20 protein-coding genes are annotated in these 21,813 nt (G+C 37.5%); 10 read left to right on the top strand and 10 right to left on the bottom strand.

Going from position 1 to position 21,813, the window contains the following annotated elements; all coding sequences use genetic code 11:
* Positions 1–13 precede the first annotated feature (13 nt).
* From J0871_RS05745 to J0871_RS05720, 6 genes are read right to left on the bottom strand one after another with little or no spacing between them, the layout of a single operon-like run.
* On the bottom strand, positions 14–1,396 hold the full coding sequence (locus tag J0871_RS05745) for a quinol:cytochrome C oxidoreductase (RefSeq protein WP_208224150.1): 1,383 nt from the start codon (positions 1,394–1,396) through the stop codon (positions 14–16).
* Between the two features lie 25 nt (positions 1,397–1,421).
* Positions 1,422–2,123: a cytochrome c gene (locus J0871_RS05740; RefSeq protein WP_208224148.1), complete on the bottom strand. Its 702-nt coding sequence runs from the start codon at positions 2,121–2,123 to the stop codon at positions 1,422–1,424.
* 5 nt (positions 2,124–2,128) lie between these two features.
* Positions 2,129–2,656, bottom strand: coding sequence for a DUF3341 domain-containing protein (locus J0871_RS05735; protein ID WP_208224147.1), 528 nt, complete (start codon positions 2,654–2,656; stop codon positions 2,129–2,131).
* 5 nt (positions 2,657–2,661) lie between these two features.
* Positions 2,662–4,470, bottom strand: a complete 1,809-nt coding sequence (nrfD, locus tag J0871_RS05730; protein WP_208224146.1) for an NrfD/PsrC family molybdoenzyme membrane anchor subunit — start codon at positions 4,468–4,470, stop codon at positions 2,662–2,664.
* Between the two features lie 32 nt (positions 4,471–4,502).
* Positions 4,503–7,571, bottom strand: coding sequence for a TAT-variant-translocated molybdopterin oxidoreductase (locus tag J0871_RS05725; RefSeq protein ID WP_208224145.1), 3,069 nt, complete (start codon positions 7,569–7,571; stop codon positions 4,503–4,505).
* A gap of 53 nt (positions 7,572–7,624) precedes the next feature.
* Positions 7,625–8,998 carry a c-type cytochrome gene (locus J0871_RS05720; protein ID WP_075325641.1) on the bottom strand — a complete coding sequence of 458 codons (1,374 nt, stop codon included), beginning with the start codon at positions 8,996–8,998 and terminating at the stop codon, positions 7,625–7,627.
* A gap of 222 nt (positions 8,999–9,220) precedes the next feature.
* On the opposite strand from J0871_RS05720, the gene J0871_RS05715 reads away from it, so the two are divergent.
* Positions 9,221–9,610, top strand: coding sequence for an SPOR domain-containing protein (locus J0871_RS05715; protein ID WP_075325640.1), 390 nt, complete (start codon positions 9,221–9,223; stop codon positions 9,608–9,610).
* Positions 9,611–9,715: 105 nt separating this feature from the next.
* Here J0871_RS05715 and infB read toward each other — a convergent pair whose 3' ends face one another.
* Genes infB through rimP form a run of 3 tightly spaced genes read right to left on the bottom strand, consistent with a single transcriptional unit; the run spans position 9,716 to position 14,231 of the window.
* On the bottom strand, positions 9,716–12,469 hold the full coding sequence (gene infB / locus J0871_RS05710) for a translation initiation factor IF-2 (RefSeq protein ID WP_208224140.1): 2,754 nt from the start codon (positions 12,467–12,469) through the stop codon (positions 9,716–9,718).
* Positions 12,470–12,524: 55 nt separating this feature from the next.
* The gene (gene nusA, locus J0871_RS05705; protein WP_075325638.1) at positions 12,525–13,757 is read right to left on the bottom strand and encodes a transcription termination factor NusA; all 1,233 of its coding nucleotides are present in this window, start codon (positions 13,755–13,757) and stop codon (positions 12,525–12,527) included.
* 12 nt (positions 13,758–13,769) lie between these two features.
* Entirely contained in the window at positions 13,770–14,231 is a 462-nt protein-coding gene (gene rimP, locus J0871_RS05700; protein WP_208224138.1) for a ribosome assembly cofactor RimP, read from the bottom strand.
* A 159-nt stretch (positions 14,232–14,390) separates the two neighbouring features.
* Between rimP and J0871_RS05695 the strand changes: the two genes are divergently transcribed.
* A complete protein-coding gene (locus J0871_RS05695; protein ID WP_208224136.1) occupies positions 14,391–15,221 on the top strand; it encodes a universal stress protein in 831 nt (276 codons plus the stop codon).
* Here the strand turns inward: J0871_RS05695 and J0871_RS05690 are convergent.
* Positions 15,218–16,735, bottom strand: a complete 1,518-nt coding sequence (locus J0871_RS05690; RefSeq protein WP_208224134.1) for a hypothetical protein — start codon at positions 16,733–16,735, stop codon at positions 15,218–15,220. The two genes, J0871_RS05695 and J0871_RS05690, sit on opposite strands and share 4 nt — an antisense overlap.
* A gap of 181 nt (positions 16,736–16,916) precedes the next feature.
* On the opposite strand from J0871_RS05690, the gene J0871_RS05685 reads away from it, so the two are divergent.
* The 8 genes from J0871_RS05685 (at position 16,917) to J0871_RS05650 (ending at position 21,688) form a co-directional block, all read left to right on the top strand.
* Positions 16,917–17,132, top strand: coding sequence for a hypothetical protein (locus J0871_RS05685; protein WP_075325634.1), 216 nt, complete (start codon positions 16,917–16,919; stop codon positions 17,130–17,132).
* A 72-nt stretch (positions 17,133–17,204) separates the two neighbouring features.
* Positions 17,205–17,834, top strand: a complete 630-nt coding sequence (locus J0871_RS05680) for a metallophosphatase domain-containing protein (RefSeq protein WP_208224132.1) — start codon at positions 17,205–17,207, stop codon at positions 17,832–17,834.
* A gap of 215 nt (positions 17,835–18,049) precedes the next feature.
* Positions 18,050–18,385 (top strand): hypothetical protein, encoded by a 336-nt coding sequence (locus J0871_RS05675; RefSeq protein WP_075325632.1) that lies wholly within the window; start codon positions 18,050–18,052, stop codon positions 18,383–18,385.
* Positions 18,386–18,546: 161 nt separating this feature from the next.
* Complete coding sequence (locus tag J0871_RS05670; protein ID WP_079711187.1) at positions 18,547–18,798, top strand: DUF3098 domain-containing protein; 252 nt, start codon at positions 18,547–18,549, stop codon at positions 18,796–18,798.
* Between the two features lie 6 nt (positions 18,799–18,804).
* On the top strand, positions 18,805–19,599 hold the full coding sequence (locus tag J0871_RS05665) for an undecaprenyl-diphosphate phosphatase (protein ID WP_208224130.1): 795 nt from the start codon (positions 18,805–18,807) through the stop codon (positions 19,597–19,599).
* 50 nt (positions 19,600–19,649) lie between these two features.
* The gene (truB, locus tag J0871_RS05660) at positions 19,650–20,363 is read left to right on the top strand and encodes a tRNA pseudouridine(55) synthase TruB (protein WP_208224128.1); all 714 of its coding nucleotides are present in this window, start codon (positions 19,650–19,652) and stop codon (positions 20,361–20,363) included.
* Between the two features lie 30 nt (positions 20,364–20,393).
* Entirely contained in the window at positions 20,394–21,104 is a 711-nt protein-coding gene (locus tag J0871_RS05655) for an energy transducer TonB (protein WP_208224126.1), read from the top strand.
* Positions 21,105–21,109: 5 nt separating this feature from the next.
* Positions 21,110–21,688: a DNA-3-methyladenine glycosylase I gene (locus J0871_RS05650; RefSeq protein ID WP_208224125.1), complete on the top strand. Its 579-nt coding sequence runs from the start codon at positions 21,110–21,112 to the stop codon at positions 21,686–21,688.
* Positions 21,689–21,813: the final 125 nt, after the last annotated feature.

The raw sequence follows: 21,813 nt of genomic DNA, 5'->3' as shown, positions 1-21,813 counted from the left end.
AAACAATCTTTTATTAATAGTGGAAGTGTTCACTTTCCTTAATATACGGGTTGCGTTTAGCAAGCAATGGAGCTTTAGTAAGCGCGTTAAAGATTACAAAAGTAAACAATCCTCCAAAGAAAAATACTGCACTTATCTCAGGAATTCCTATAAACCAGGATTCTCCCACAGTTGAAGGCATAACCATTGTAAATATATCTAAATAATGCCCTACAAGGATAATAACTCCCGTCATTACCACAAACCAATTAATTCTTTTGTAATCGCTATTCATTAATACTAATAATGGGAAAACAAAATTCAATACCACCATACCGAAGAATGGCAAGCCGTAATTCTCTATACGACTAATAAAGTACACTACTTCCTCAGGAATGTTAGAATACCAGATAAGCATAAATTGTGAGAACCAAAGGTAAGTCCAGAAAATACTAATTCCGAACATAAACTTAGCTAAATCGTGTATATGACTGTTGTTAACAAAAGGCAGGTGACCTCTTGATTTCAGGTAAATACTTACTAATGCAATAACAGTAATTCCTGAAACAAACATACTTGAGAATACATACCAACCAAATAGAGTACTAAACCAGTGCGGATCTAAACTCATAATCCAGTCCCAGCTCATCACAGATTCTGAAACAAGGAAGAATACTAAAAATCCTGCCGCAAGTTTAAAGTTCTTTTTAAAGTAATGATTATCGGTAGCTTCATCAAGTCTTCTTGAATTTCTAACCAGAAAATGTCTAAAAATAAACCAACCTCCTAAAAATATAGCTGCTCTTATTAAGAAGAAAGGCACATTTAAGTAAGCTGTTTTATTCTGAATAATTTCATCGTGAGCTACTACTTCTGGATCCATCCAAATAAATAAATGATTCCAATGTAGACTTGAGAATACTAAAAGTACAAACATAATAATCCCTCCTGGAACAATGTAAGCCGAAATAGCTTCCATAACTCTAAACAACACTGGAGACCAACCTGCTTGCGAAGCATATTGTAGCGCATAAAATGCTAAAACTCCCAGTGAAATCATAAAGAAAAAGAATGCAGCAACATAAACTGCAGCCCAGGGCTTGTTCTGTAATTGATGCAATTTATGCTCAAGATGTTCGGTATCATGCCCTCCGGCTTCAGCAGCGTGAGCTTCATCCTCATCAGCATTTCTGCTAGGTTCATCATCTAATAAAAGCCCGTGTTCGGCTTCTGCAAAGGTAGCATCAGCTTCCTCTTCTGCATGGGGTGTTTCACCGTGATGTTCTTCTGCAGCCATCATTTCTCTAACATCATCCAAATCTGATGGCGCCTGAAGAAACCCAATTACGAGCCCAATAGCACCAACAATCATAAAAATAAATGCTGTTAATTTTAATTTACTGGATAGCGTATACATATTTATAGATCTAAATGCTTTGTTCTTAATTATTGTTTTCTTCTTCAGGAGTTAGCGCTGCACCTTCACCCTGAGATTCTTCTGCATTTTGCTGAGCTCTTTCTACTTCTACAGGATTGGCTTCAGCAATAGAGGCTTCTTTTTCTTCCTCAAAAGGTATTTCTTCACCACCTTCCAGCTCATTCTTAAGATTCATTACATAATGAGTAATTTTCCAACGCTCTTCTTCACTGGTTTGTGCTGCATAAGAACCCATTGAATTCAACCCGTAATAAATTACGTGATAAACACTTCCTTCGGTGATAGCACGCCCGGCATCATCGTATGAAGGAATACCAAGAATCTTTTCCCTTTCAGCAAGAATTCCCTTACCATCTCCATTATCTCCGTGGCAAACCGCACAGTAAATAGTATACAGTTGTTTCCCTTCATTAAGGTTGTCTTCTGTATACGGAAGTGGATTATTAAGATTGGCTTTAGCATTAGCCATACCTTCTGGTGTATTCTCGTAATCGTAAGGCATCCATCCTCTTGGAATAGTTCCTTCTACCGGAAGTTTGGCTTCCTGGCCGTTTACAAAAATATCGTATTCCCCATAAGCTTCATAGCCTATTGGTTTATACATATCTGGCATATATTGGTAATTGGGCTCGTCACTATCTGCACAAGACATTACAACGCCCCCAACCAGGAACAATACTATCGTTTTATAGAACAAATTTTTCATTCTGTCTATTTATTATCTATTAATTTAATTTCAGCAGCTCCGGTATCGTAAAGGAATTTTGTTAACTCATCTACGTTATGATTCGCAACATCAACTTCCATAAGGAACATATCATCAGTTGTTCTAACATCTGGATTTTCTGCTTGTTTAAAAGGCCATAACTTACTTCTCATATAAAAAGTAATTACCATAAGGTGAGCTGCAAAAAATACGGTAAGCTCAAACATAATAGGTACAAATGCAGGTGAATTCTCGATGAAACTAAAACTTGGTTTCCCTCCAATATCCTGCGGCCAGTCTTCAATCATTATAAAATTCATCATTGCAACTGCCACCACAAAACCAACAACACCGTAAAGAAAAGAGGTAATTGCCAATCTTGTAGGCGCTAAGCCCATAGCTTTATCTAAACCGTGAACAGGCATTGGCGTATAAATTTCACCAATATGATAACGAGCCTCTCTTACCTGCTTTACGCCCTGCAAAAGCAGGTCGTCATCATTATAAATAGCGTGTATAACTTTTGATGCCATCTTAATTACTTATTTTTTAGTTCAGTTGCCTGTGCTACCCAATCTTCACGTTGTGCCGAATTAGGGAAGTTTTCTATCACTTCATCAAGCAATTCAAAATCATCCTGGGTAAGTTTACTTACCTGAACATAGGTATAAAGACCTACCTGGTGTAAACGCTGTTCAAGGAAAGGACCTACTGCCTTAAGTTTTTGAAGATTATCTGCCGTTTGATTTTCCGGATTAAATGATCCGGTTCTTACTAGCATTACATCTATTCTATCCTTTTGAACCTCAGAAAGCACTAATGCATCTGCGTTTACGGTATCGTTATGCCCATCGTCACCTTCAGCTTTATAAGCATCGTCATCACCCATCTTCTTATCTACTTTTGTAGCGATGTTCTTCTTAGGCTCCCCTACATTTACCGGAGTGTAATGTTTTACATCATCTCCATGCTCTGCTCTAAGTTTTTTGTACTTAGCACCAGAAGACTTAAGTATAGTTTTTACCTCAGCCTGTGCAATTACAGGAAATGATCTCGCATACAATAAGAACAACACAAAGAAAAATCCAAGAGTACCAATAAAAATACCTATGTCTACAAATGTTGGAGAAAACATAGTCCAGGAAGACGGAAGATAATCACGGTGAAGTGAAGTTACAATAATTACAAAACGCTCAAACCACATCCCGATATTTACTACAATAGAAATAAAGAACGAGAACATAATACTGGTACGCAATTTCTTGAACCACATAAACTGCGGAGAAAACACATTACAGGTCATCATAGACCAATATGCCCACCAATAAGGGCCGGTTGCCCTATTAAGGAATGCATATTGTTCATATTCAACCCCAGAATACCACGCGATAACAAGCTCAGTAATATAAGCAACCCCAACAATAGAACCCGTGATCATAATTACTATGTTCATTAATTCTATATGTTGTACCGTAATATAATTCTCAAGGTTAGACACCTTCCTCATAATAATAAGAAGGGTATTTACCATCGCAAAACCAGAGAATACCGCTCCCGCAACAAAGTAAGGAGGGAAAATTGTGGTATGCCAACCCGGTATAACCGATGTAGCAAAGTCAAAAGATACAATGGTGTGTACAGAAAGTACCAAAGGTGTTGCCAAACCGGCAAGTACCAAAGAAACCTCCTCAAAACGTTGCCAGTCTTTTGCACGTCCACTCCATCCAAAACTTAAAATTCCGTAGATTTTTTTATTAAAAGGAGTAATTGCACGGTCACGAATCATTGCAAAATCGGGAAGTAATCCTGTCCACCAGAATACCAATGAAACAGAAAGATAAGTTGAAATTGCAAATACATCCCAAAGCAACGGCGAGTTAAAGTTTACCCATAACGAACCAAATTGGTTTGGTATAGGAAGTACCCAATAAGCTAACCATGGACGTCCCATGTGAATTAACGGGAACAAACCAGCCTGCATTACAGAGAAGATAGTCATCGCCTCTGCTGAACGGTTAATTGCCATTCTCCATTTTTGCCTAAATAATAAAAGTACGGCTGAAATTAAGGTACCGGCGTGACCAATACCTACCCACCAAACAAAGTTGGTAATATCCCAGGCCCAGCCTACGGTTTTATTAAGTCCCCAGGTTCCAATACCTGTAGAGATAGTATAAATTATACAACCTACACCCCAAAGAAAGGCAATAAGGGCAATTGAAAAGACAATCCACCAGGATTTATTAGCCCTTCCTTCTACCGGCGCAGCTACATCCACGGTAACATCGTGGTAGCTTTTATCCCCGGTAACTAAAGGCTTTCGTATAGGTGCTTCGTAATGAGACATATCCTTTTTTAATTGATTTCTTTATTAATTTATTAAGCTTCTGTTGTGTTCCTAATTTTGGTCTGGTACATCACGTTTGGTTTAGTACCCACATATTCCAATAAATGATACATCCTGTCATCTTCCTTCTTATCTCTAATCACAGCACCTTCATTGTTAATATCACCAAATGTCATTGCTCCTTTATCACAAGCTGCAGAACAAGCTGTCTGGAATTCACCATCTTCAATAACTCTTCCTTCACGCTTGGCATCAAGAATGGTTTTTTGAGTCTTCTGAATACACATAGAACACTTCTCCATAACCCCTCTTGAACGCACAGTTACATCAGGATTAATAACCATTCTTCCAAGGTCATTATTCATATGGTAATCAAACTCTTCGTTTTCAGAATAGTTGAACCAGTTGAAACGACGTACTTTGTAAGGACAGTTATTAGCACAGTATCTTGTACCAACACAACGGTTATAGATCATTTGGTTTTGCCCCTGTCTTCCGTGAGAAGTTGCAGCAACCGGACACACAGTCTCACAAGGAGCGTGGTTACAGTGCTGACACATTACAGGCTGGAAAACTACCATAGGATTATCTGCCGGCTCTTCCAATTCTCCAAATTCAGAAAGAGAACTTCCTAAACCAGAAATATTTTCTTTCTTATCAAGATCATCTATAAAGCTATCTTCCGAAGAATAATATCTATCAATACGCAACCAGTGCATATCACGAGATCGTCTCACTTCACTTTTCCCTACTACAGGAACATTATTCTCTGCGTGACAGGCAATAACACAGGCACCACAACCGGTACAGGCGTTAAGATCTATAGAAAGATTAAAATGGTGACCAATACTACGATCAAATCCATCCCACATATCAACTTCAGGAGAAGTTACCGGTTTTTCAACGTGATCTAAAGATACTTCAGGAACCGAATTCCATTCGTGTACATCTTTAGTATTAAAAACTTCTAATGTAGTTTCTTTAATAATATCTCCACGACCCATTAGAGTATTGTGAAGCTGAACGCAAGCAAATTCGTGAACTCCCGGAGCTTTCTCTATAGTTACTGATTGTACTGCGTTTAAGTTCTTATATAATGGGTAAGCATTTACACCTACCTGCATTTCTTCCTGAATCCCTTCTTTCTTACCATAACCTAGCGCAAGTCCTACCGTACCTTTGGCCTGTCCCGGCTGAATAAGCACAGGAACATTTTTAACTACAGTACCGTCTAATGTAACATTAGCATAACTTCCATTTAGGCCGCCGTTAGAAACATTTTCGTTCTCAAGACCCATAGATTCAGCATCGGCTTTGGAAATGGTAAGGTAATTATCCCAAGACGCTCTTGTTAATGGATCTGGCATTTCCTGCAACCAAGGGTTATTGGCCTGCTGACCATCTCCCATAGAAGGTTTGGTATAAAGCGTTAGCTCCATCCCATTATTTTCTGAAGGTCGAGCCAACTCACTAGCAGCTGTTGCAACATTTATAGATTCTGAAGCTTCAGATGCTCCAACTTCTACCGGAGAAGTGGCTTTAAAAACACCGTCGTGAAGTGCAGTATTCCAGGAAGGAATACTACCACTCCAGGTTTCTTTAATATACTCGTGATAAGATTTCTCATTATCAGTCCATTTTAATAAGCAGTCCTGAAACTGTCTTGTATCAAATAATGGTCTAATTGTAGGCTGCATCAAACTAAAGTCTGAAGCTGTGTATTGAATATCACCCCAGCTCTCTAGATAATGTGGAGTTGCAGCTACAAACTTACATAGCTGAGCTGTTTCATCAGGCTTCATACTAAAAGCCAAAGAAACTTCAACTTTCGCCAATGCTTCAGCAAACTCTTTCCCGTTTGGCAAAGAATACGCAGGATTCACCCCTGCCATTAAGACGGCACCTACAGAACCGGATTTCATATCCTCAACCGCCTGCATAACCTCTTCAGCATTACCCTGACGGATCATACGAGGATTATTAGTATCCATAACAGCGCTTCCTAAGGCCTCATTTATTTCTAGCACTAAAGCCTGGGCGTTAGCATCTGGAATTCCTGAAATAACTACTGCTCCACTTCCAGCTTTTCTTAGCTGACGCGCCGCTTTCACAACTGCATCATCTATTTTAGCAGGCAAATCACTGGTAGAAGAACCACCGGCAACATAACCATACAACGCAGCCAGAACAGCTTTTTGCTGAGATGGAGTTACAGGGTAACGCTTATCGGCATTCGCCCCTGTTAAACTCATATTAGATTCAAACTGAACATGACGAGACATTTTGCCATTCTTAGGCACACGACCCTTAGCATAGCCAGCATCATAACCACCGCCCTGCCAATCGCCAAGGAAATCGGCCCCTACAGAAACAATAGTTTCAGCTTTAGAAAAATCGTAATTTGGTAATGCACGCTTTCCAAATTTAGACTGGAAAGCATTTAAAGCATCGTTTTCAGAAACCGTATCGTAAACTACGTGACGTACATTAGGGTACTTTTCTGAAAATTCATTAATTAATTTTGTAGTTGAAGGGCTGGCAAATGTTTGAGTTAACAAAATCATATCACCAGAAACATTCTCAAGGGCACTTCCAACCTCACGGTCAAACTCTTCCCAGGAAACATTTCTTCCTTCAATCATTGGGCGTTTCACCCTATTAGCGTCATACATTGACAATACCGAAGCGTGTACACGGGAGTTAACCCCGCCTTTAGACTTCGATAATTCATTATTTTCAATCTTAATAGGTCTTCCTTCCCTGGTTTTTACCAATACGCTTGCAAAATCAAAACCATCTGCAATGGTAGAGGCATAGTAATTAGCTACACCAGGAACAATACGCTCCGGTTGCACCACGTAAGGAATAGATTTAATAACAGGCCCTTCACAAGCAGCCAATGAGGCCGCTGCTGTACTAAACCCAACATATTTTAAGAAATCCCTTCTTGAGGTTTTTGAACTTTCAAGGGAATTCTTATCCCCAAGAAATTCATCAACCGGAATTTCTTCAGCAAATTCTTTTTGTTGGAGCGTCTCAACAACAGAGCTGTTTTCATTTAGCTCTTCAACACTTTTCCAGTATTTTTTGTTTGATGACATATATATCTAGATATTAACTTCTTAATTAACCCCGAACACCCGGGAAAAAATTTTTAGTAATGGCATTTGGCACATTCAAGACCACCCATTTGAGCTACTGTAAGCTCTTCTACACCATACTTTTTAGACAATTCTTCGTGAATTTTCTCATAGTATTCATTTCCTTCCATTCTAACTTTGGTATCACGGTGGCAATTAATACACCATCCCATAGTTAAAGGAGCGTCTTGATAAACCACTTCCATCTCTTCGATTGGGCCGTGACATTTTTGACATTGCACCCCAGCAACCGATACGTGTTGAGAGTGATTAAAGTATGCGAAATCTGGAAGATTATGAATACGAACCCATTTTACAGGTTTTTCCTCACCAGTATAATCCTGTTCTGCCGGATCCCAACCTACAGCATCATAAAGTTTTGCAATTTCACCGTCATAAAATTCTTTTGAATATTCAGCTGTAGCAGTTTCTGGAGCTACTTCTGAAATTGATTTGTGACAATTCATACATACATTAAGCGATGGGATACCCGCCTGCTTAGATGTTCTGGCTGAAGAGTGACAGTATTTACAATCTATCTGGTTATCACCAGCGTGAATTCTATGTGAATAATGTATTGGCTGAATTGGTTCATAACCCTGATCTACCCCAACCTGCATAAAGAAGCCGTAGGCAAACCAACCAATTACCAGCAAGCCAAAAACAGCACTTACTAAAACAAGGAATTGATTTTCAACGAAAGATTTCCAAATTGGTTTTCTTTTAGGTTTTTCAGGAACTACAACACCACTTGCCTGAGCAAAATTTCTAAGTGTTTTGTTTACAAGGAATAATACCGCAAGCAGCATTACCAGAACGAACACCAGAATTGCCAGAATAACATTTACCGATACACCCCCGCCAGAAGAATCTCCTCCACCTGCCTGCCCACCGGTTTGCGCCGCTTGAGGTTCTGGTTTTGGTTGTTCTACATAAGCAAGAATATCATCAATATCAGCATCTGATAATTGAGGAAAAGCCGGCATTGCGGTTTGATTATACTCTTCGTAGATCGCAACGGCCTGGTCATCTCCAGACGAAATTAAATCCTGGCTGTTTTTAATCCAGCGGTACAACCAATCCATATCTCTCTTCTCGGTAACGCCGTGAAGAGCAGGACCAATACCCGCAGAATATGGTTTGTGACAGGCAGCACAAAGTGAATTAAACAGAGATTTTCCATTCGCAGGATCCCCGAGATCTGACGCAGCAGCTGCATCAGCTTCTGAAGATTCACCCGATGATTCATCGGTTTGCTCCTGGCCTTCCCCTGCGGCATCCTGAGAGGCCTCCTCCTGTGCAATTCCCAAAACGCTAAATGAGATAAAAAATGCTACACTTAAGAGCAATAGTCGCGAAGTTGAGTGGCGGTATTTCACCTTTTTCATATTATAAGTTGAATTAACGTCTTAACTTTGGTACGGTTTTTAAAGCCTTAAGCCTTAGTAATATTAACACTTTGTACCCTTAAATTCGGCAACAAAAGTAATACTTATAGTCGATTTTAGGAATGTTAGATAAGTGTTAATCGGTAATTTATATCAGTTCTAAATAATAAAACCAGGCTTGTTTAAGTTATTAAATTATACTTTTGCCTTAAATAAATAACTATGAGAAAATTAAGCATAAACAAAATACTCTTAAGTTGTTTTCTTTCAGGATTTTCTTTACTGAATTTAACAGCTCAGGAAGGCCAGATAAATATAAGCGAAGACGATAAGCTCTCTAAACTTTTGGAGTTAAAATCTGAAATGAGCGAGAATAACGAAATTGGAGACCGGTATAAGATTCAACTTTTCTACGGAAATAATGGAGAAGCAAACGAGGTAATAAAAGATTACCGAAGCAAATTTGAATACCCTTCACTAATCGCTTACGAAGCGCCTAATTATAAGGTTTGGGTTGGTAACTTCAGGAATCGTTTGGAAGCCGACAGGGCGCTTTTAAAAATAAAAGAAAGCTTTCCTTCTGCTTTTATTCCAAAGCCCAGACGCAGATAATTCTTCAGAAAAAATTAATTTAAATAGAGCTTTAATTTATTTTAAATAAAATCATAAAAAAAGCGGCCCTAAAGCCGCTTTTTTCTATTTAAGAGTAAAACTTAATTATTTAAGTTTCTTTTTCACTTCTACTTCACGGAATGATTCTATAACATCCCCTTCTTTAATATCGTTATAATTCTTAACCTGGATACCACAATCGTAACCTTTGGCTACTTCTTTAACATCGTCTTTAAAACGTTTTAAAGAAGCAAGTTCGCCGGTGTAAACCACCACGCCTTCGCGAATTAAACGTATTCCAGAACTTCTGTAGATTTTACCGGAAGTAACCATACAACCTGCAATAGTTCCTACTTTAGAAATCTTAAAGGTTTCTCTAATCTCTGCAGTACCAGTGATCTCTTCTTTAAGCTCTGGAGAAAGCATTCCTTCCATCGCATCTTTAAGATCGTTGATCGCGTCGTATATAATCGAGTAAGTTCTGATATCAATTTCTTCCTTATCGGCTACCTGTCTTGCATTTCCAGCAGGACGAACGTTAAATCCAATAATTACCGCATCTGAAGCCGAAGCAAGTAACACATCACTTTCTGTAATAGCACCTACTCCTTTATGAATAATATTCACCTGAATTTCTTCAGTAGATAATTTAAGGAAACTATCGGTTAATGCTTCTACAGAACCATCAACATCACCTTTAAGGATAATATTAAGTTCTTTAAAGTCACCTAAAGCAATTCTACGTCCAATTTCATCAAGGGTAATATGACGCTGAGTTCTAACACTCTGCTCACGTTGTAACTGAGTTCGTTTAGCGGCGATGTCTTTAGCTTCACGCTCATCTGTCATCACTTTAAACTTATCACCCGCTTGCGGCGCACCATCAAGTCCAAGAATAGAAACCGGCGTTGCTGGCCCTGCTTCTTTAACCTCGTGTCCACGTTCATCGTGCATTGCTTTCACCTTACCACTATGGCGACCTGCTAATACATAGTCTCCAATTTTTAAGGTTCCTGCCTGCACAATAATGGTAGCAACATAACCTCTACCCTTATCAAGGAAAGCTTCTACTACGGTACCTGTTGCAGTTTTAGACGGATTAGCTTTTAATTCAAGAATTTCAGATTCCAGTAAAACTTTCTCAAGAAGTTCTTCAACTCCCATTCCTGTTTTAGCTGATATATCGTGCGACTGAACTTTACCACCCCAGTCTTCAACAAGCAAGTTCATCCCTGCCAGTTTTTCTTTAATTTTCTCTGGATTCGCCGTTGGCAAATCAGATTTATTAATCGCAAAAACGATAGGAACACCGGCAGCCTGGGCGTGAGAAATAGCCTCTTTGGTTTGCGGCATCACATCATCATCTGCAGCAATTACAATAATCGCGATATCTGTTATCTGTGCACCACGGGCACGCATCGCTGTAAAGGCTTCGTGACCAGGAGTATCCAGGAAGGTCATTTTTTGACCGTTTTTAAGCTCTACACCGTAGGCTCCAATATGCTGTGTAATACCTCCGCTTTCCCCGGCAATAACATTTTCTTTACGAATATAATCCAGCAAAGAAGTTTTACCGTGGTCTACGTGACCCATTACAGTTACAATTGGTGCTCTTTCTTCGAGATCTTCAGGATTTTCAGGAACTTCTTCTACTGTTTCCTCGATATCTGCAGTTACAAAGTCTACTTCGTAACCAAATTCATCTGCAACAATAGAAAGTGTTTCAGCATCTAAACGCTGATTCATTGTTACCATCATTCCAAGAGACATACAGGCCGAAATTACTTTCGTTACCGGCACATCCATCATCGTAGCAACTTCACTCACGGTTACAAACTCTGTAACCTTAAGGATTTTACTATCTGTTTCCTGCTGTGCAAGATCGTCTTCTGAACGTTGACGGTGTTGATCTCTTTTATCTCTTCTATATTTAGCTCCTTTACCTTTACCAGATTTACCCTGAAGTTTTTCAAGGGTTTCTCTAACCTGCTTTTGAACTTCTTCTTCGCTAGGCTCTTCTTTAGTAATAGGTTTAGCTCTTTTTCTAGGGGCTCCTTTCTTACCACCACCCTGGTTTGAAGCTCCAGGCTTCACATCTTTACTAATTCTACGACGACGCTTTTTACGCTTTTCTTTCTCCTTTTTCTCTTCGGCAGCTTTCTTTTCGTCTTTCTTCTTTTCCGGTTTTTTAAATTGAGAAAGGTCAATTTTCTTTCCGGTAAAGTTAGGGCCGTTAAGTTTGGTATAATTAGTCTTATGAGTCATTGACTCAGCCTCTTTAGGCTCTTCTTCTTTTTCTGAAGGAGTTTCCTCTTTTTTAGAAACTTCTTCGGGCTTTTTCTCCTCTTTAGAAGGTGCTTCTTCTACAGGTTTTTGAGGTTCAGGCTTTTCTATTTCGGCTTCAGGCTTTTTAGCTTCCTCTGGCTGCTTAGATTCGGCTGGCGCTGGTTTCTCCTCTTCTTTTTCGGCTTTCTTCTCTGGTTTTTTATCCAGGTCTATTTTACCTACTTTTTTAGGACCAGCTAATTTAGCTCTGGCAGTAACTGCCTCTTCTTTGCGCTTCTCGTCCTCTTTCTTCTCCTCGGCTTTGCGCTTTTCTTCGAGCTCTCTTTCTCTTGCTAAACGCAATTCTTCCTTCTCCTTTCTTTTTTCCTCACCAACTTCTTTAGACTCGACTTTCTTAGACTTATCGGTCTCAAATTCATCAGAAAGCACCTGATAAACTTCGGATGAGATTTTGGTAGTAGGACGCGCCTCAATATCGTGACCCTTAGAATTTAAAAATTCTACAGCCCGGTCTAACGAAATATTGAATTCACGTAATACTTTGTTTAGTCGCATTGTTTTTGCTTCAGCCATAAATTGCCCTCTAAATTAACCTCTTTTAATTATTATATATTCAATGAGTTTTTTACTACTCTTCAAATTCTTCTCTTAAAACCTTCACTACTTCTCTAATGGTTTCTTCTTCTAAATCGGTAAGTCTAATAAGGTCTTCCAATTCCTGTTCCAAAACACTTTTTGCAGTGTCCAGCCCAACTCTTGAAAATTCCTTAATTACCCAATCTTCAATTTCATCAGAGAATTCCTTCAATTCTACATCTTCCTCAACCCCTTCTCTAAAAACGTCTATTTCGTAACCGGTTAACTGCCCGGCAAGCCTAATATTATGACCTCCACGGCCAATGGCTTTAGAAACTTCTTCCGGCTTCAGCATAACCTCGGCCGTTTTATTTTCTTCATCTAATTTAATAGATGTAATTTTTGCAGGACTCAGCGCCCTGGTAATATATAATTGATCGTTATTGGTGAAATTAATCACATCTATATTCTCATTCCCCAATTCACGTACAATGCTATGAATTCTGGAACCTTTCATACCTACACAGGCACCAACAGGATCAATTCTATCATCATAAGTATCTACCGCTACTTTAGCTTTTTCACCAGGAACACGAACCACATTTTGAATGGTAATTAAACCATCAAAAACTTCAGGAATCTCCTGTTCGAATAGTTTTTCAAGAAAAACCGGAGCGGTTCGAGAAAGTATAATTGTAGGCTTGTTTCCTTTAAGCTCTACACTTTCTATAATTCCTTTTACGTTATCTCCTTTTCTGAAAAAATCTGAAGGAATCTGGCGATCTTTTGGTAAAACGATCTCGTTTCCTTCGTCGTCTAACAAAATAATGGCTCTATGCCTAATATGATGAACTTCTGCGGTGTAAATTTCGCCTTCAAGCTCTTTAAAGTGCTTGAAAATATTGGTGTTATCGTGTTCGTGAATTTTTGAAATAAGATTTTGTCTTAAAGCTAAAATTGCACGGCGCCCCAAATCTACAAGTTTTACTTCTTCTGATACATCTTCACCTACTTCAAAATCGGGCTCAATTTTTCTGGCTTCAGTAAGTGAAATTTCCTGGTTAGGATCTTCTACCTCACCATCGGCCACTACAACCCTGTTTCTCCAAATCTCTAAATCCCCTTTATCTGGGTTTACAATAATATCAAAATTATCGTCTTCACCATATTTCTTCTTTAACGCACTTCTAAACACATCTTCAAGGATGGCCATAAGCGTTACACGATCTATCAATTTGTCATCTTTAAACTCTGAAAATGACTCAATCAAGGCGATATTTTCCATATCAATTTGAGGTTAAAATGTTATCATAACTTTAGCGTCTGTAATCTCAGAATATGGCAATACCGCTTCTTTTTCTACGGTATGCTTTCCTTTCCCTACCGGTTTTGGCTCCCTGGCTTTCCAGTTAAGCTTAATCCCGTCCTGATCTACATGGGTTAAAGTTGCTTCAATTTTTTTGTTATTGGTAGTCACCTGTAGTTTTCTACCCAGGTTTTTCCTGTATTGCCGTTCCAGATGTAAAGGCTCAGAAACTCCAGCCGAACTAACTTCCAAAGAAAAATCTTCTTCTTCCCTGTCTAGATTGTGTTCAATCTTGCGACTTACCGCAATACAATCGTTAACAGAAACCCCATTATCACCATCTATCACAACAGATATCTTATTGTCGTTGGTAATGTTTAGGTCTATTAAAAATAGTGAATTATTTTCCTGGAAAGCTTCCTTCAACAAATTTTCTACTTTATCCTGCAACATAGCTTATAAAAAGAGGGGACTTTATGTCCCCTCGCTGTACTTTTTTAGTTTCAACGCTGCAAATATAATAATAATTTCAGAGAAAGAAAACCAGACTTTAAATGAAATTTTATACTTAACTTTAATAAAGCAATCATTTTTAATCTTTTAGAGGAATTAATGAAAAAGATACTCGTTCCTACCGACTTTTCTGATACCGCCGAACATGCACTAAAAATTGCGGCGCAATTAGCCAAAAAACATAATAGTGAGATCTATCTTCTACATATGTTAGAGCTACCCATGCAGCTTATAGATCCTGTTGCCGGAGGCAATAGCCAAAATTTACCGGAATCTATTTTCTTTATGAAACTGGCTCACCAGCGGTTTGCAAAACTTATGCAAAGACCTTTTTTAAAAGATATTAAAGTTCACGAAACCGTAATGTTTCACCAGGCTTTTGACGGAATTATGGAAGTTAGCGAGGATTATGATTGTGATATAATTATTATGGGTTCTCACGGCGCAAGCGGTTTTAAAGAAATGTTTATTGGGAGTAATACCGAAAAAGTGGTGCGTTCTTCCCATATACCGGTACTTGTAATTAAAAATGAACACGGGAATTTTGAAGTTGAAAATTTTATTTTCGCTACAGATGCCGATGGCAGCAACAAACATACACTAGAGAAAGCTTACAACTTTGCGCAATTAATAGAAGCAAAATTCCATTTACTTTTTATAAACACCCCTAATAACTTTATTACCAGTACCGAGGTAAGGGAGCGTATAGATAATTTTATTTCAGGTTTTAATATTCACGATTACGAGATGCATATTTATAACGACGTGAGTGTAGAAAAAGGAATTTTAAACTTCGCCATGAAACAGAAAAAAGCTTTAATTGGGATTAGTACTCACGGCCGCAAAGGTCTGGCTCACTTTTTTAATGGTAGTATTAGTGAAGATTTAGTAAACCACGCCAATATGCCGGTTGTTACCTTCAAAATTTAAAGAAAGGATTTTAGAGCACCGTTTCTAACATTTTTCCAGAGGTAATTCCAGAAAGATTTATTTTGGGTTCGTTGGGTTTTTATGCCTTCCTGCTCTTTTTCTTCTGAAGTGGCATCGTTATTTACAATTAGATTGGCTAATGCCGAAAGAAACTTATTCTCCTCTTCCCCGTCATTTTGCAGCACTTCTACTTTAAAATCTTTGTACACAAGTTTCATATCTCCGGTAGAATTCTGATTGTTCCCCGTAAAATTAAATCGCATATCTCTAATTCCACCTTCAGCTTTCACGTTTAAGGCCGGCTCCATAAACTGGTTAATCCCTTCGCTGGAAATCCTATCCATTTGCCCGGAAATTGAGAATACATCAGCTCTATTTGAGATATCAAAATTCCAGTTTACATTTAATTTGGCCTCCCCCTGAAACTGAGTTTGCACATCAATATCTGTTCTGGGGAAATCTTCAGCATCCATATTTACATTGCTAATATTATAAATACTGGCATTAAGATTTTTAAAGGTTACTTTTCCAGGTCCTCTCTTTGGATTCACCAACTCCTGGTACTGTATTGCCAGGTTATTAACTTTAAGCGTATCTAGTTTTAGCTTAAAAGGCAGTTCTCTAATCATTTTACTATACATAGGCTTTTGCCGGGGATCGTCTTTCACTTGCTTATCCCGGTATATCTTAATATCGCCATTTGTTATTGTGGTTGCGCTACTTTCAAGACTAAGGGAATCGTTCTTAAAACTCCAGTTAAAAGATTCTAAAGCTAATTCTCCCAGACTCAAATCAAACCTGTCTTTTTCATAAGGAATATGTTTCTGAAATTCCTGCTTATCATATAAAGGTTTCATTTTAATATTGCTGAAGCTAAGAGAGTTCTCATTCATTTCCATCTTTTCAACATACATATCATGCAAATCGTTGAGATTGAAAAATAAACTATCTGAAGTCATTTCGAGCTCCTCGTAATTAAAAGGTAGTGCACTTTTTAAAGATTCTCGATTTACACTTACTTGTTTTAAATTTAGCGAAGGGATATTTGCAAAAAGCTGCTCTTTAACCGAATCGTTTTTAGCCATTTTAAAATTGCCATCAATCACCTCAACCGATTTGATTAAAAGGTCTATTTCAGCAGAATTTCCTTCTTTTGAAGTGTCTTTTTCTTTTTCAGCTTCAGTATAAATTGTCACTTCCGGTTTAGTGAATTTTAAGGTATTTATTTCAATATTTTTATTGCTTATATATTCAAAAATATCAATCCCGTCTATCTTAATTTCTTCCGCATTAATTTGCATTCCGTTCTTTTTATAAACGGGATTACTTATTGATGCACTTCTGCCAAGGAGGCTTGCATTAAGGTCTTCATATTTAAATTCGGCCTTTTTAAGATTTTCTTCCAGGGCAGTTTCCATTTTGTTTTCAATAAACATATTGCCTCCAATTATAGCAATAGCCAGAACAATAAGAATAACAATAAAACTCAGGAATAATTTAGATTTTTTCTTCAAACTCGCATTTTTTATGACCGAAATTTACAATTTCAAAACACTTAGCCTCACTGTTTAAGAGTTTTTAACTTAAAAATTTAACCCCAAAGTTTTCTTTGCGTTAAATTTTAGCAAAAGCCTATAAGTATCAAATTTTCGATGGTTTTTGATTGTATATTTGCCCCATAACCTAATAGAAATTATGATTTTTAAGCTTAGTATAAAAATAGTATTTATTGCCGTAGAAATTTTTCTTGCGGTGTATAGTTTTGCACTAAGCGACAGCCTTCTTATTAAGTTTCTATTTTTTGCAGTTACTGCAGTAATTGTGGCATTTTCTGTAACTAAAATAACTAATAAATTACTACCTATAGATAAAGACTATATTTCTTCGGAAGAAGAATCTGAAGAAAATTAAGAGTCAAAGTTTTAAAAGAGTAAAATCCGGAAGATTCATTCTTTCGGATTTTTTTATATTTTGCCCTTACGTATGAAGTTAATTTGCATTTCAGACACTCATAATAAGCACGAACAAATTCCTATCCCCGGGGGAGACATTCTAATTCATGCGGGAGATATTACCGAAGGAGGAACTAAAAGGGAAGTAGTAGATTTTCTAAAATGGTTTGCTTCACAGCCACACAAACACAAAATTTTTATTGCCGGCAATCACGATTTCTTTTTTGAAAAATCCAGCAAAGAAGAAATTCAGGAAATTATCCCTGAAAACGTTCATTATCTAAAAGAAAATGGAATTACAATTAAGGGAATTAAATTTTGGGGTTCCCCGGTAACTCCCGGTGATGGTACCTGGGCTTTTAACCAACCACAATCCCAGGAAATAGATGCTCACTGGGAAAAAATTCCAGCAGATACTAACGTTCTAATATCTCACACTCCACCTTATAAAATTAAAGATGTTTTAAATAATGGAAGGCATATTGGTTGCGCTTCGCTATTTAAAACCATAGAAAATCGAGAAATTAAGTTTCATATTTTTGGCCACGTGCACGATTCTTATGGAATTACTACTGTAGGAGGAACAAAATTCGTAAATGCGTCCTGTTTAGATAATAAATACCGATATCTTCACCCGCCACTCGAAATAGCGATTAATTAGATACAAAAAACTTCGTTTCATCGCTATAAGGGAAACCCCTTAAACTTACTGTAGTACTTTTCTCTCACATAAATAGCTTCTAAGTTTAAAAAAAATACAAAAAGTTTATTTAGTCGTTAAATATTTGCTAATCATAGGATTATTAGAACTTTTTTAACAGAGAAAAGGAAATCATGGTGTAATTTAGCGAACGCTAACACCTAATACCAACACCTATGAATAATAATACTAACCCAAATACCACATTAGATGAGGTAAAAAACCTGATTTCTTACAGTATTTATAATTTTGATTCTGAAGAGAATTCAAATTATAATCTTATGCATCGTGCTATTATCAAAAAATATTTTGATGCAAAAAATGTAAAAATTAATTACAAGGAACAAACGGTAGATTTAAAAATACCGGTTGGAAAACGTAAGTATACAGGAATTACTTTTGAATGCCAGGATTTAGAACGTTTTTTAAAATCCTGTCTAAAAAAAGACGAAAAAAGTATGGATTTCTACCAGGAAATCCTGAATCACTACAACATTTACCACGCGGCTTAAAATTTTAAGCCCTTAAAGACTAAAGCCATACGCCCTACCGTATGGCTTTTTTATTATTTTATTTTTAATTATTTCCATACTACTGTTTCAACATAAATTAGTTAATTTTGAAGCTTTAACCCTGGAATTAAAAATACACGCTTTATACCTTATCGCTTACTATGAGTAAAAAACAGCAACCCACAGATCATAAAAAATACTTCATTTTTGAAAAGAAGAATTACCAGTTTATGTTTATAGGGCTGGCGGTAATAGCTTTAGGTTTTATTCTAATGGCCGGTGGTGGAAGCGACGATCCAAATACTTTTAATCCAGATATTTATAATTTTCAGCGTATTCGCCTGGCTCCAACTTTAGTACTTCTTGGTTTCGCAATAGAAGTATATGCTATTTTATTAAATCCCAAAAAGTAAACTACATTGAACGAATTAGATGCTGCCATTCTGGGTATAATCCAGGGGCTAACCGAATTTCTACCTGTTTCTTCCAGTGGCCATCTGGAACTTGGTAAAGCAATCTTAGGAGATAATAGCATTCCCAGTGAATCACTACTTTTTACCGTTATTCTCCACGCTGCCACAGCACTTAGTACTCTTGTTGTTTTTAGAAAAGATGTAGCAGAAATTTTTAAAGGACTCTTTCAATTTAAATGGAACGATGAATTCAAATTTTCATTAAAGATTATTCTTTCCATGATTCCCGCTGCCATTATTGGGGTTTTCTTCGAAGAACAATTAGAGAGTTTATTTGGTGGCAATATTATTTTTGTAGGCTTTATGCTTATTGTTACTGCCTTACTATTGTGGCTGGCAGATAAAGCCAAAAACACCGATAAACCTGTAAGTTATAGTAATGCTTTTGTTATTGGGGTAGCCCAGGCCATCGCAATTTTACCCGGAATTTCCCGTAGCGGCGCTACAATCTCTACTTCTGTATTATTAGGAAACGATAAAACCAAAGCGGCAAGATTTTCATTTTTAATGGTTGTTCCTTTAATTTTAGGAAAAATAGCCAAAGACCTTTTAGATGGCAACTTAATGGAAAGCACAACTTCTTTCTCTATTTTAGCCATTGGTTTTATTGCCTCTTTTCTTGCCGGGCTCGCGGCCTGTACCTGGATGATTAGTATTGTAAAGAAGAGTAAGCTCTCTTATTTTGCCATATACTGCTTTATCGCAGGAATTGTTTCTATAGCGGTTGCTTATTATAATTAAATAAATTTTTCTTGGAATTACTTTTCTAAGGAGAAACCAAATAAACTTTTATGACCACAGAAATTGAAAAATTCACTCCTGAAGATTTTAAAACCGGCCAGATCCTGGTTTTTGATAAGCCCTTGGAGTGGACATCATTTCAGTTGGTTAACAAGGTGCGTTGGTTAATTAGAAAAAGCTGCGGAATAAAAAAGATAAAAGTAGGCCACGCCGGTACTTTAGACCCTTTGGCTACCGGAGTTTTGGTAATATGCACTGGGAAATTCACCAAAAAGATTCCCGAGCTGCAAGGAACCGAAAAAGAATATACCGGAACTTTTACCCTGGGTGCCACAACCCCTTCTTACGATATGGAAACTGAAGTAAATAAAACCTTCGAAACAACTCATATTGCAGAGGAAGATTTAGATGGCGCCGCGCTTCAGCTTACAGGAGAAATTGAACAAACCCCGCCGGTATTTTCTGCTTTAAAAAAAGATGGGAAACGCCTTTATGAATACGCCAGGAAAGGAGAAGACGTGAAATTAGAGAGCAGGCCGGTTACCATACACAAATTTGAAGTAGATGCCCCACGGTTTCCCGAAGTAGATTTTAGAATAGTTTGCAGTAAAGGCACCTATATAAGAAGCATGGCGAACGATTTTGGAATTGCACTTGGCTCTGGTGCTTACCTCTCTTCCCTTAAACGAACGCGCGTTGGCGAATTCACTATAGAAGAAGCTTTAGACCTTCAATCTTTTGAAAAATTATTACCTTCAGCATAAAATAGAACATTACACGTTTTATTTTATAGCATGGATTTTTTCGATAAACATAAAGCCCTTATAATAACCGTACTTTTTTGTTCGGTTTTAATTCTTGGCCTTTATAATTTTAACCTTTCCCAAAAACAAAAGTACCAACAAGAAATGTTGGTAGATCTAGAAGAATATACACCAACTGAGGAGGAAGAAGAAATTCCGGAAGAAGAACCTGAACCTCAAACTTCTAATAATTCACCCGAAACACACAGGGCTTTTAATGAAAACCAGGAAGCGCGGGAAGAAAATTTTAACCGGGAATTAGATGAAATCTTAGAACAGAATAGTGCGCAACAGGAAGAAAGTTCAGAAAGCGAAACGGAAAGTTCTACTAAGGGTACTTTCGCTACCGGAAGTAAATCTGAAACAAAAAAACAATCTGATGGCGATGCTTCTTCCAAAGATATTTCTACCCAATCGGGAAGTTTAAGAAATAGTTCTATCTCATTTTCGCTGCGCGGAAGAAATGTCATCTCAATTCCTAATCCCATTTATACCTGCGACAGGGCCGGAAAAATAGTGGTGAATATCACTGTAAATGCTGAAGGCCGTGTAATTGATACCGGAATTAACAAAGCAAGTTCAACTTCAGACAACGAATGTCTGATAGAAAACGCATTAGAATATGCCGCCAATGCCGTATTCTCCCAATTGGCGGGAAGAAACGAACAACCAGGCACTATTACCTACAATTTTAAACCTTAATTAAAATGGAAAAATTACAACGCTGTGGCTGGTGTGAAGGCGATACACTTTACGAAGCATATCACGACAATGAATGGGGCGTACCTGTTTATGATGATGAAACAATCTTTGAATTTCTAATCTTAGAAACATTTCAAGCCGGTTTAAGCTGGATTACCGTGTTGCGAAAACGAGAAAATTTCAGAAAAGCTTTTGATAATTTTGACTACAAAAAAATTGCAGATTATTCTGAAGAAAAAATTCAGGAATTATTGGGAAATCCGGGAATTATTCGGAATAAATTAAAAGTGAGATCTACGGTTACCAACGCTAAAAATTTTATAAAAATTCAGGAAGAATATGGGAGTTTCAGTAAGTATATATGGAGTTTTGTAGATGGCGAGCCAATTCAGAACGCAATAGAAGATTACAAAAAAGCTCCTGCAACTACCGCTATTAGTGATAAACTAAGCAAAGATTTAAAGAAAAAGGGATTTAAGTTTGTAGGTTCTACCGTAATGTATGCCCATATGCAGGCTACCGGTATGGTAAACGATCACGAAGTAACTTGTTTTAGGTATAAAGAAGTTAAAAAACTCTTTTAATATAGGACTATCTCATAAACTGTGTAAATAGAAAAATAACAGGGGTCGCGACCCCTGTTATTTTTTTGTCTAATTTTAAATTTTACACAGTATGAAAAAAGAGGATTTATTTAACGATGAATTTT

This window comes from Salegentibacter sp. BDJ18 (genome assembly GCF_017579965.1).
GTDB lineage: Bacteria > Bacteroidota > Bacteroidia > Flavobacteriales > Flavobacteriaceae > Salegentibacter.
The sequence above is the reverse complement of the archived record's forward strand: the minus strand, read 5'-3'. Positions and strand labels throughout refer to the sequence as shown.

Coding starts and splice junctions, on each gene's coding strand:
- J0871_RS05675 (WP_075325632.1), top strand. CDS start 18,050: ATGAATAATAATACTAACCCAAATACCACATTAGATGAGGTAAAAAAC.
- J0871_RS05740 (WP_208224148.1), bottom strand. CDS start 2,123: ATGAAAAATTTGTTCTATAAAACGATAGTATTGTTCCTGGTTGGGGGC.
- J0871_RS05735 (WP_208224147.1), bottom strand. CDS start 2,656: ATGGCATCAAAAGTTATACACGCTATTTATAATGATGACGACCTGCTT.
- J0871_RS05655 (WP_208224126.1), top strand. CDS start 20,394: ATGGATTTTTTCGATAAACATAAAGCCCTTATAATAACCGTACTTTTT.
- J0871_RS05685 (WP_075325634.1), top strand. CDS start 16,917: ATGATTTTTAAGCTTAGTATAAAAATAGTATTTATTGCCGTAGAAATT.
- infB (WP_208224140.1), bottom strand. CDS start 12,469: ATGGCTGAAGCAAAAACAATGCGACTAAACAAAGTATTACGTGAATTC.
- J0871_RS05680 (WP_208224132.1), top strand. CDS start 17,205: ATGAAGTTAATTTGCATTTCAGACACTCATAATAAGCACGAACAAATT.
- J0871_RS05695 (WP_208224136.1), top strand. CDS start 14,391: ATGAAAAAGATACTCGTTCCTACCGACTTTTCTGATACCGCCGAACAT.
- J0871_RS05745 (WP_208224150.1), bottom strand. CDS start 1,396: ATGTATACGCTATCCAGTAAATTAAAATTAACAGCATTTATTTTTATG.
- rimP (WP_208224138.1), bottom strand. CDS start 14,231: ATGTTGCAGGATAAAGTAGAAAATTTGTTGAAGGAAGCTTTCCAGGAA.
- J0871_RS05670 (WP_079711187.1), top strand. CDS start 18,547: ATGAGTAAAAAACAGCAACCCACAGATCATAAAAAATACTTCATTTTT.
- J0871_RS05720 (WP_075325641.1), bottom strand. CDS start 8,998: ATGAAAAAGGTGAAATACCGCCACTCAACTTCGCGACTATTGCTCTTA.
- J0871_RS05725 (WP_208224145.1), bottom strand. CDS start 7,571: ATGTCATCAAACAAAAAATACTGGAAAAGTGTTGAAGAGCTAAATGAA.
- J0871_RS05715 (WP_075325640.1), top strand. CDS start 9,221: ATGAGAAAATTAAGCATAAACAAAATACTCTTAAGTTGTTTTCTTTCA.
- J0871_RS05650 (WP_208224125.1), top strand. CDS start 21,110: ATGGAAAAATTACAACGCTGTGGCTGGTGTGAAGGCGATACACTTTAC.
- truB (WP_208224128.1), top strand. CDS start 19,650: ATGACCACAGAAATTGAAAAATTCACTCCTGAAGATTTTAAAACCGGC.
- nusA (WP_075325638.1), bottom strand. CDS start 13,757: ATGGAAAATATCGCCTTGATTGAGTCATTTTCAGAGTTTAAAGATGAC.
- nrfD (WP_208224146.1), bottom strand. CDS start 4,470: ATGTCTCATTACGAAGCACCTATACGAAAGCCTTTAGTTACCGGGGAT.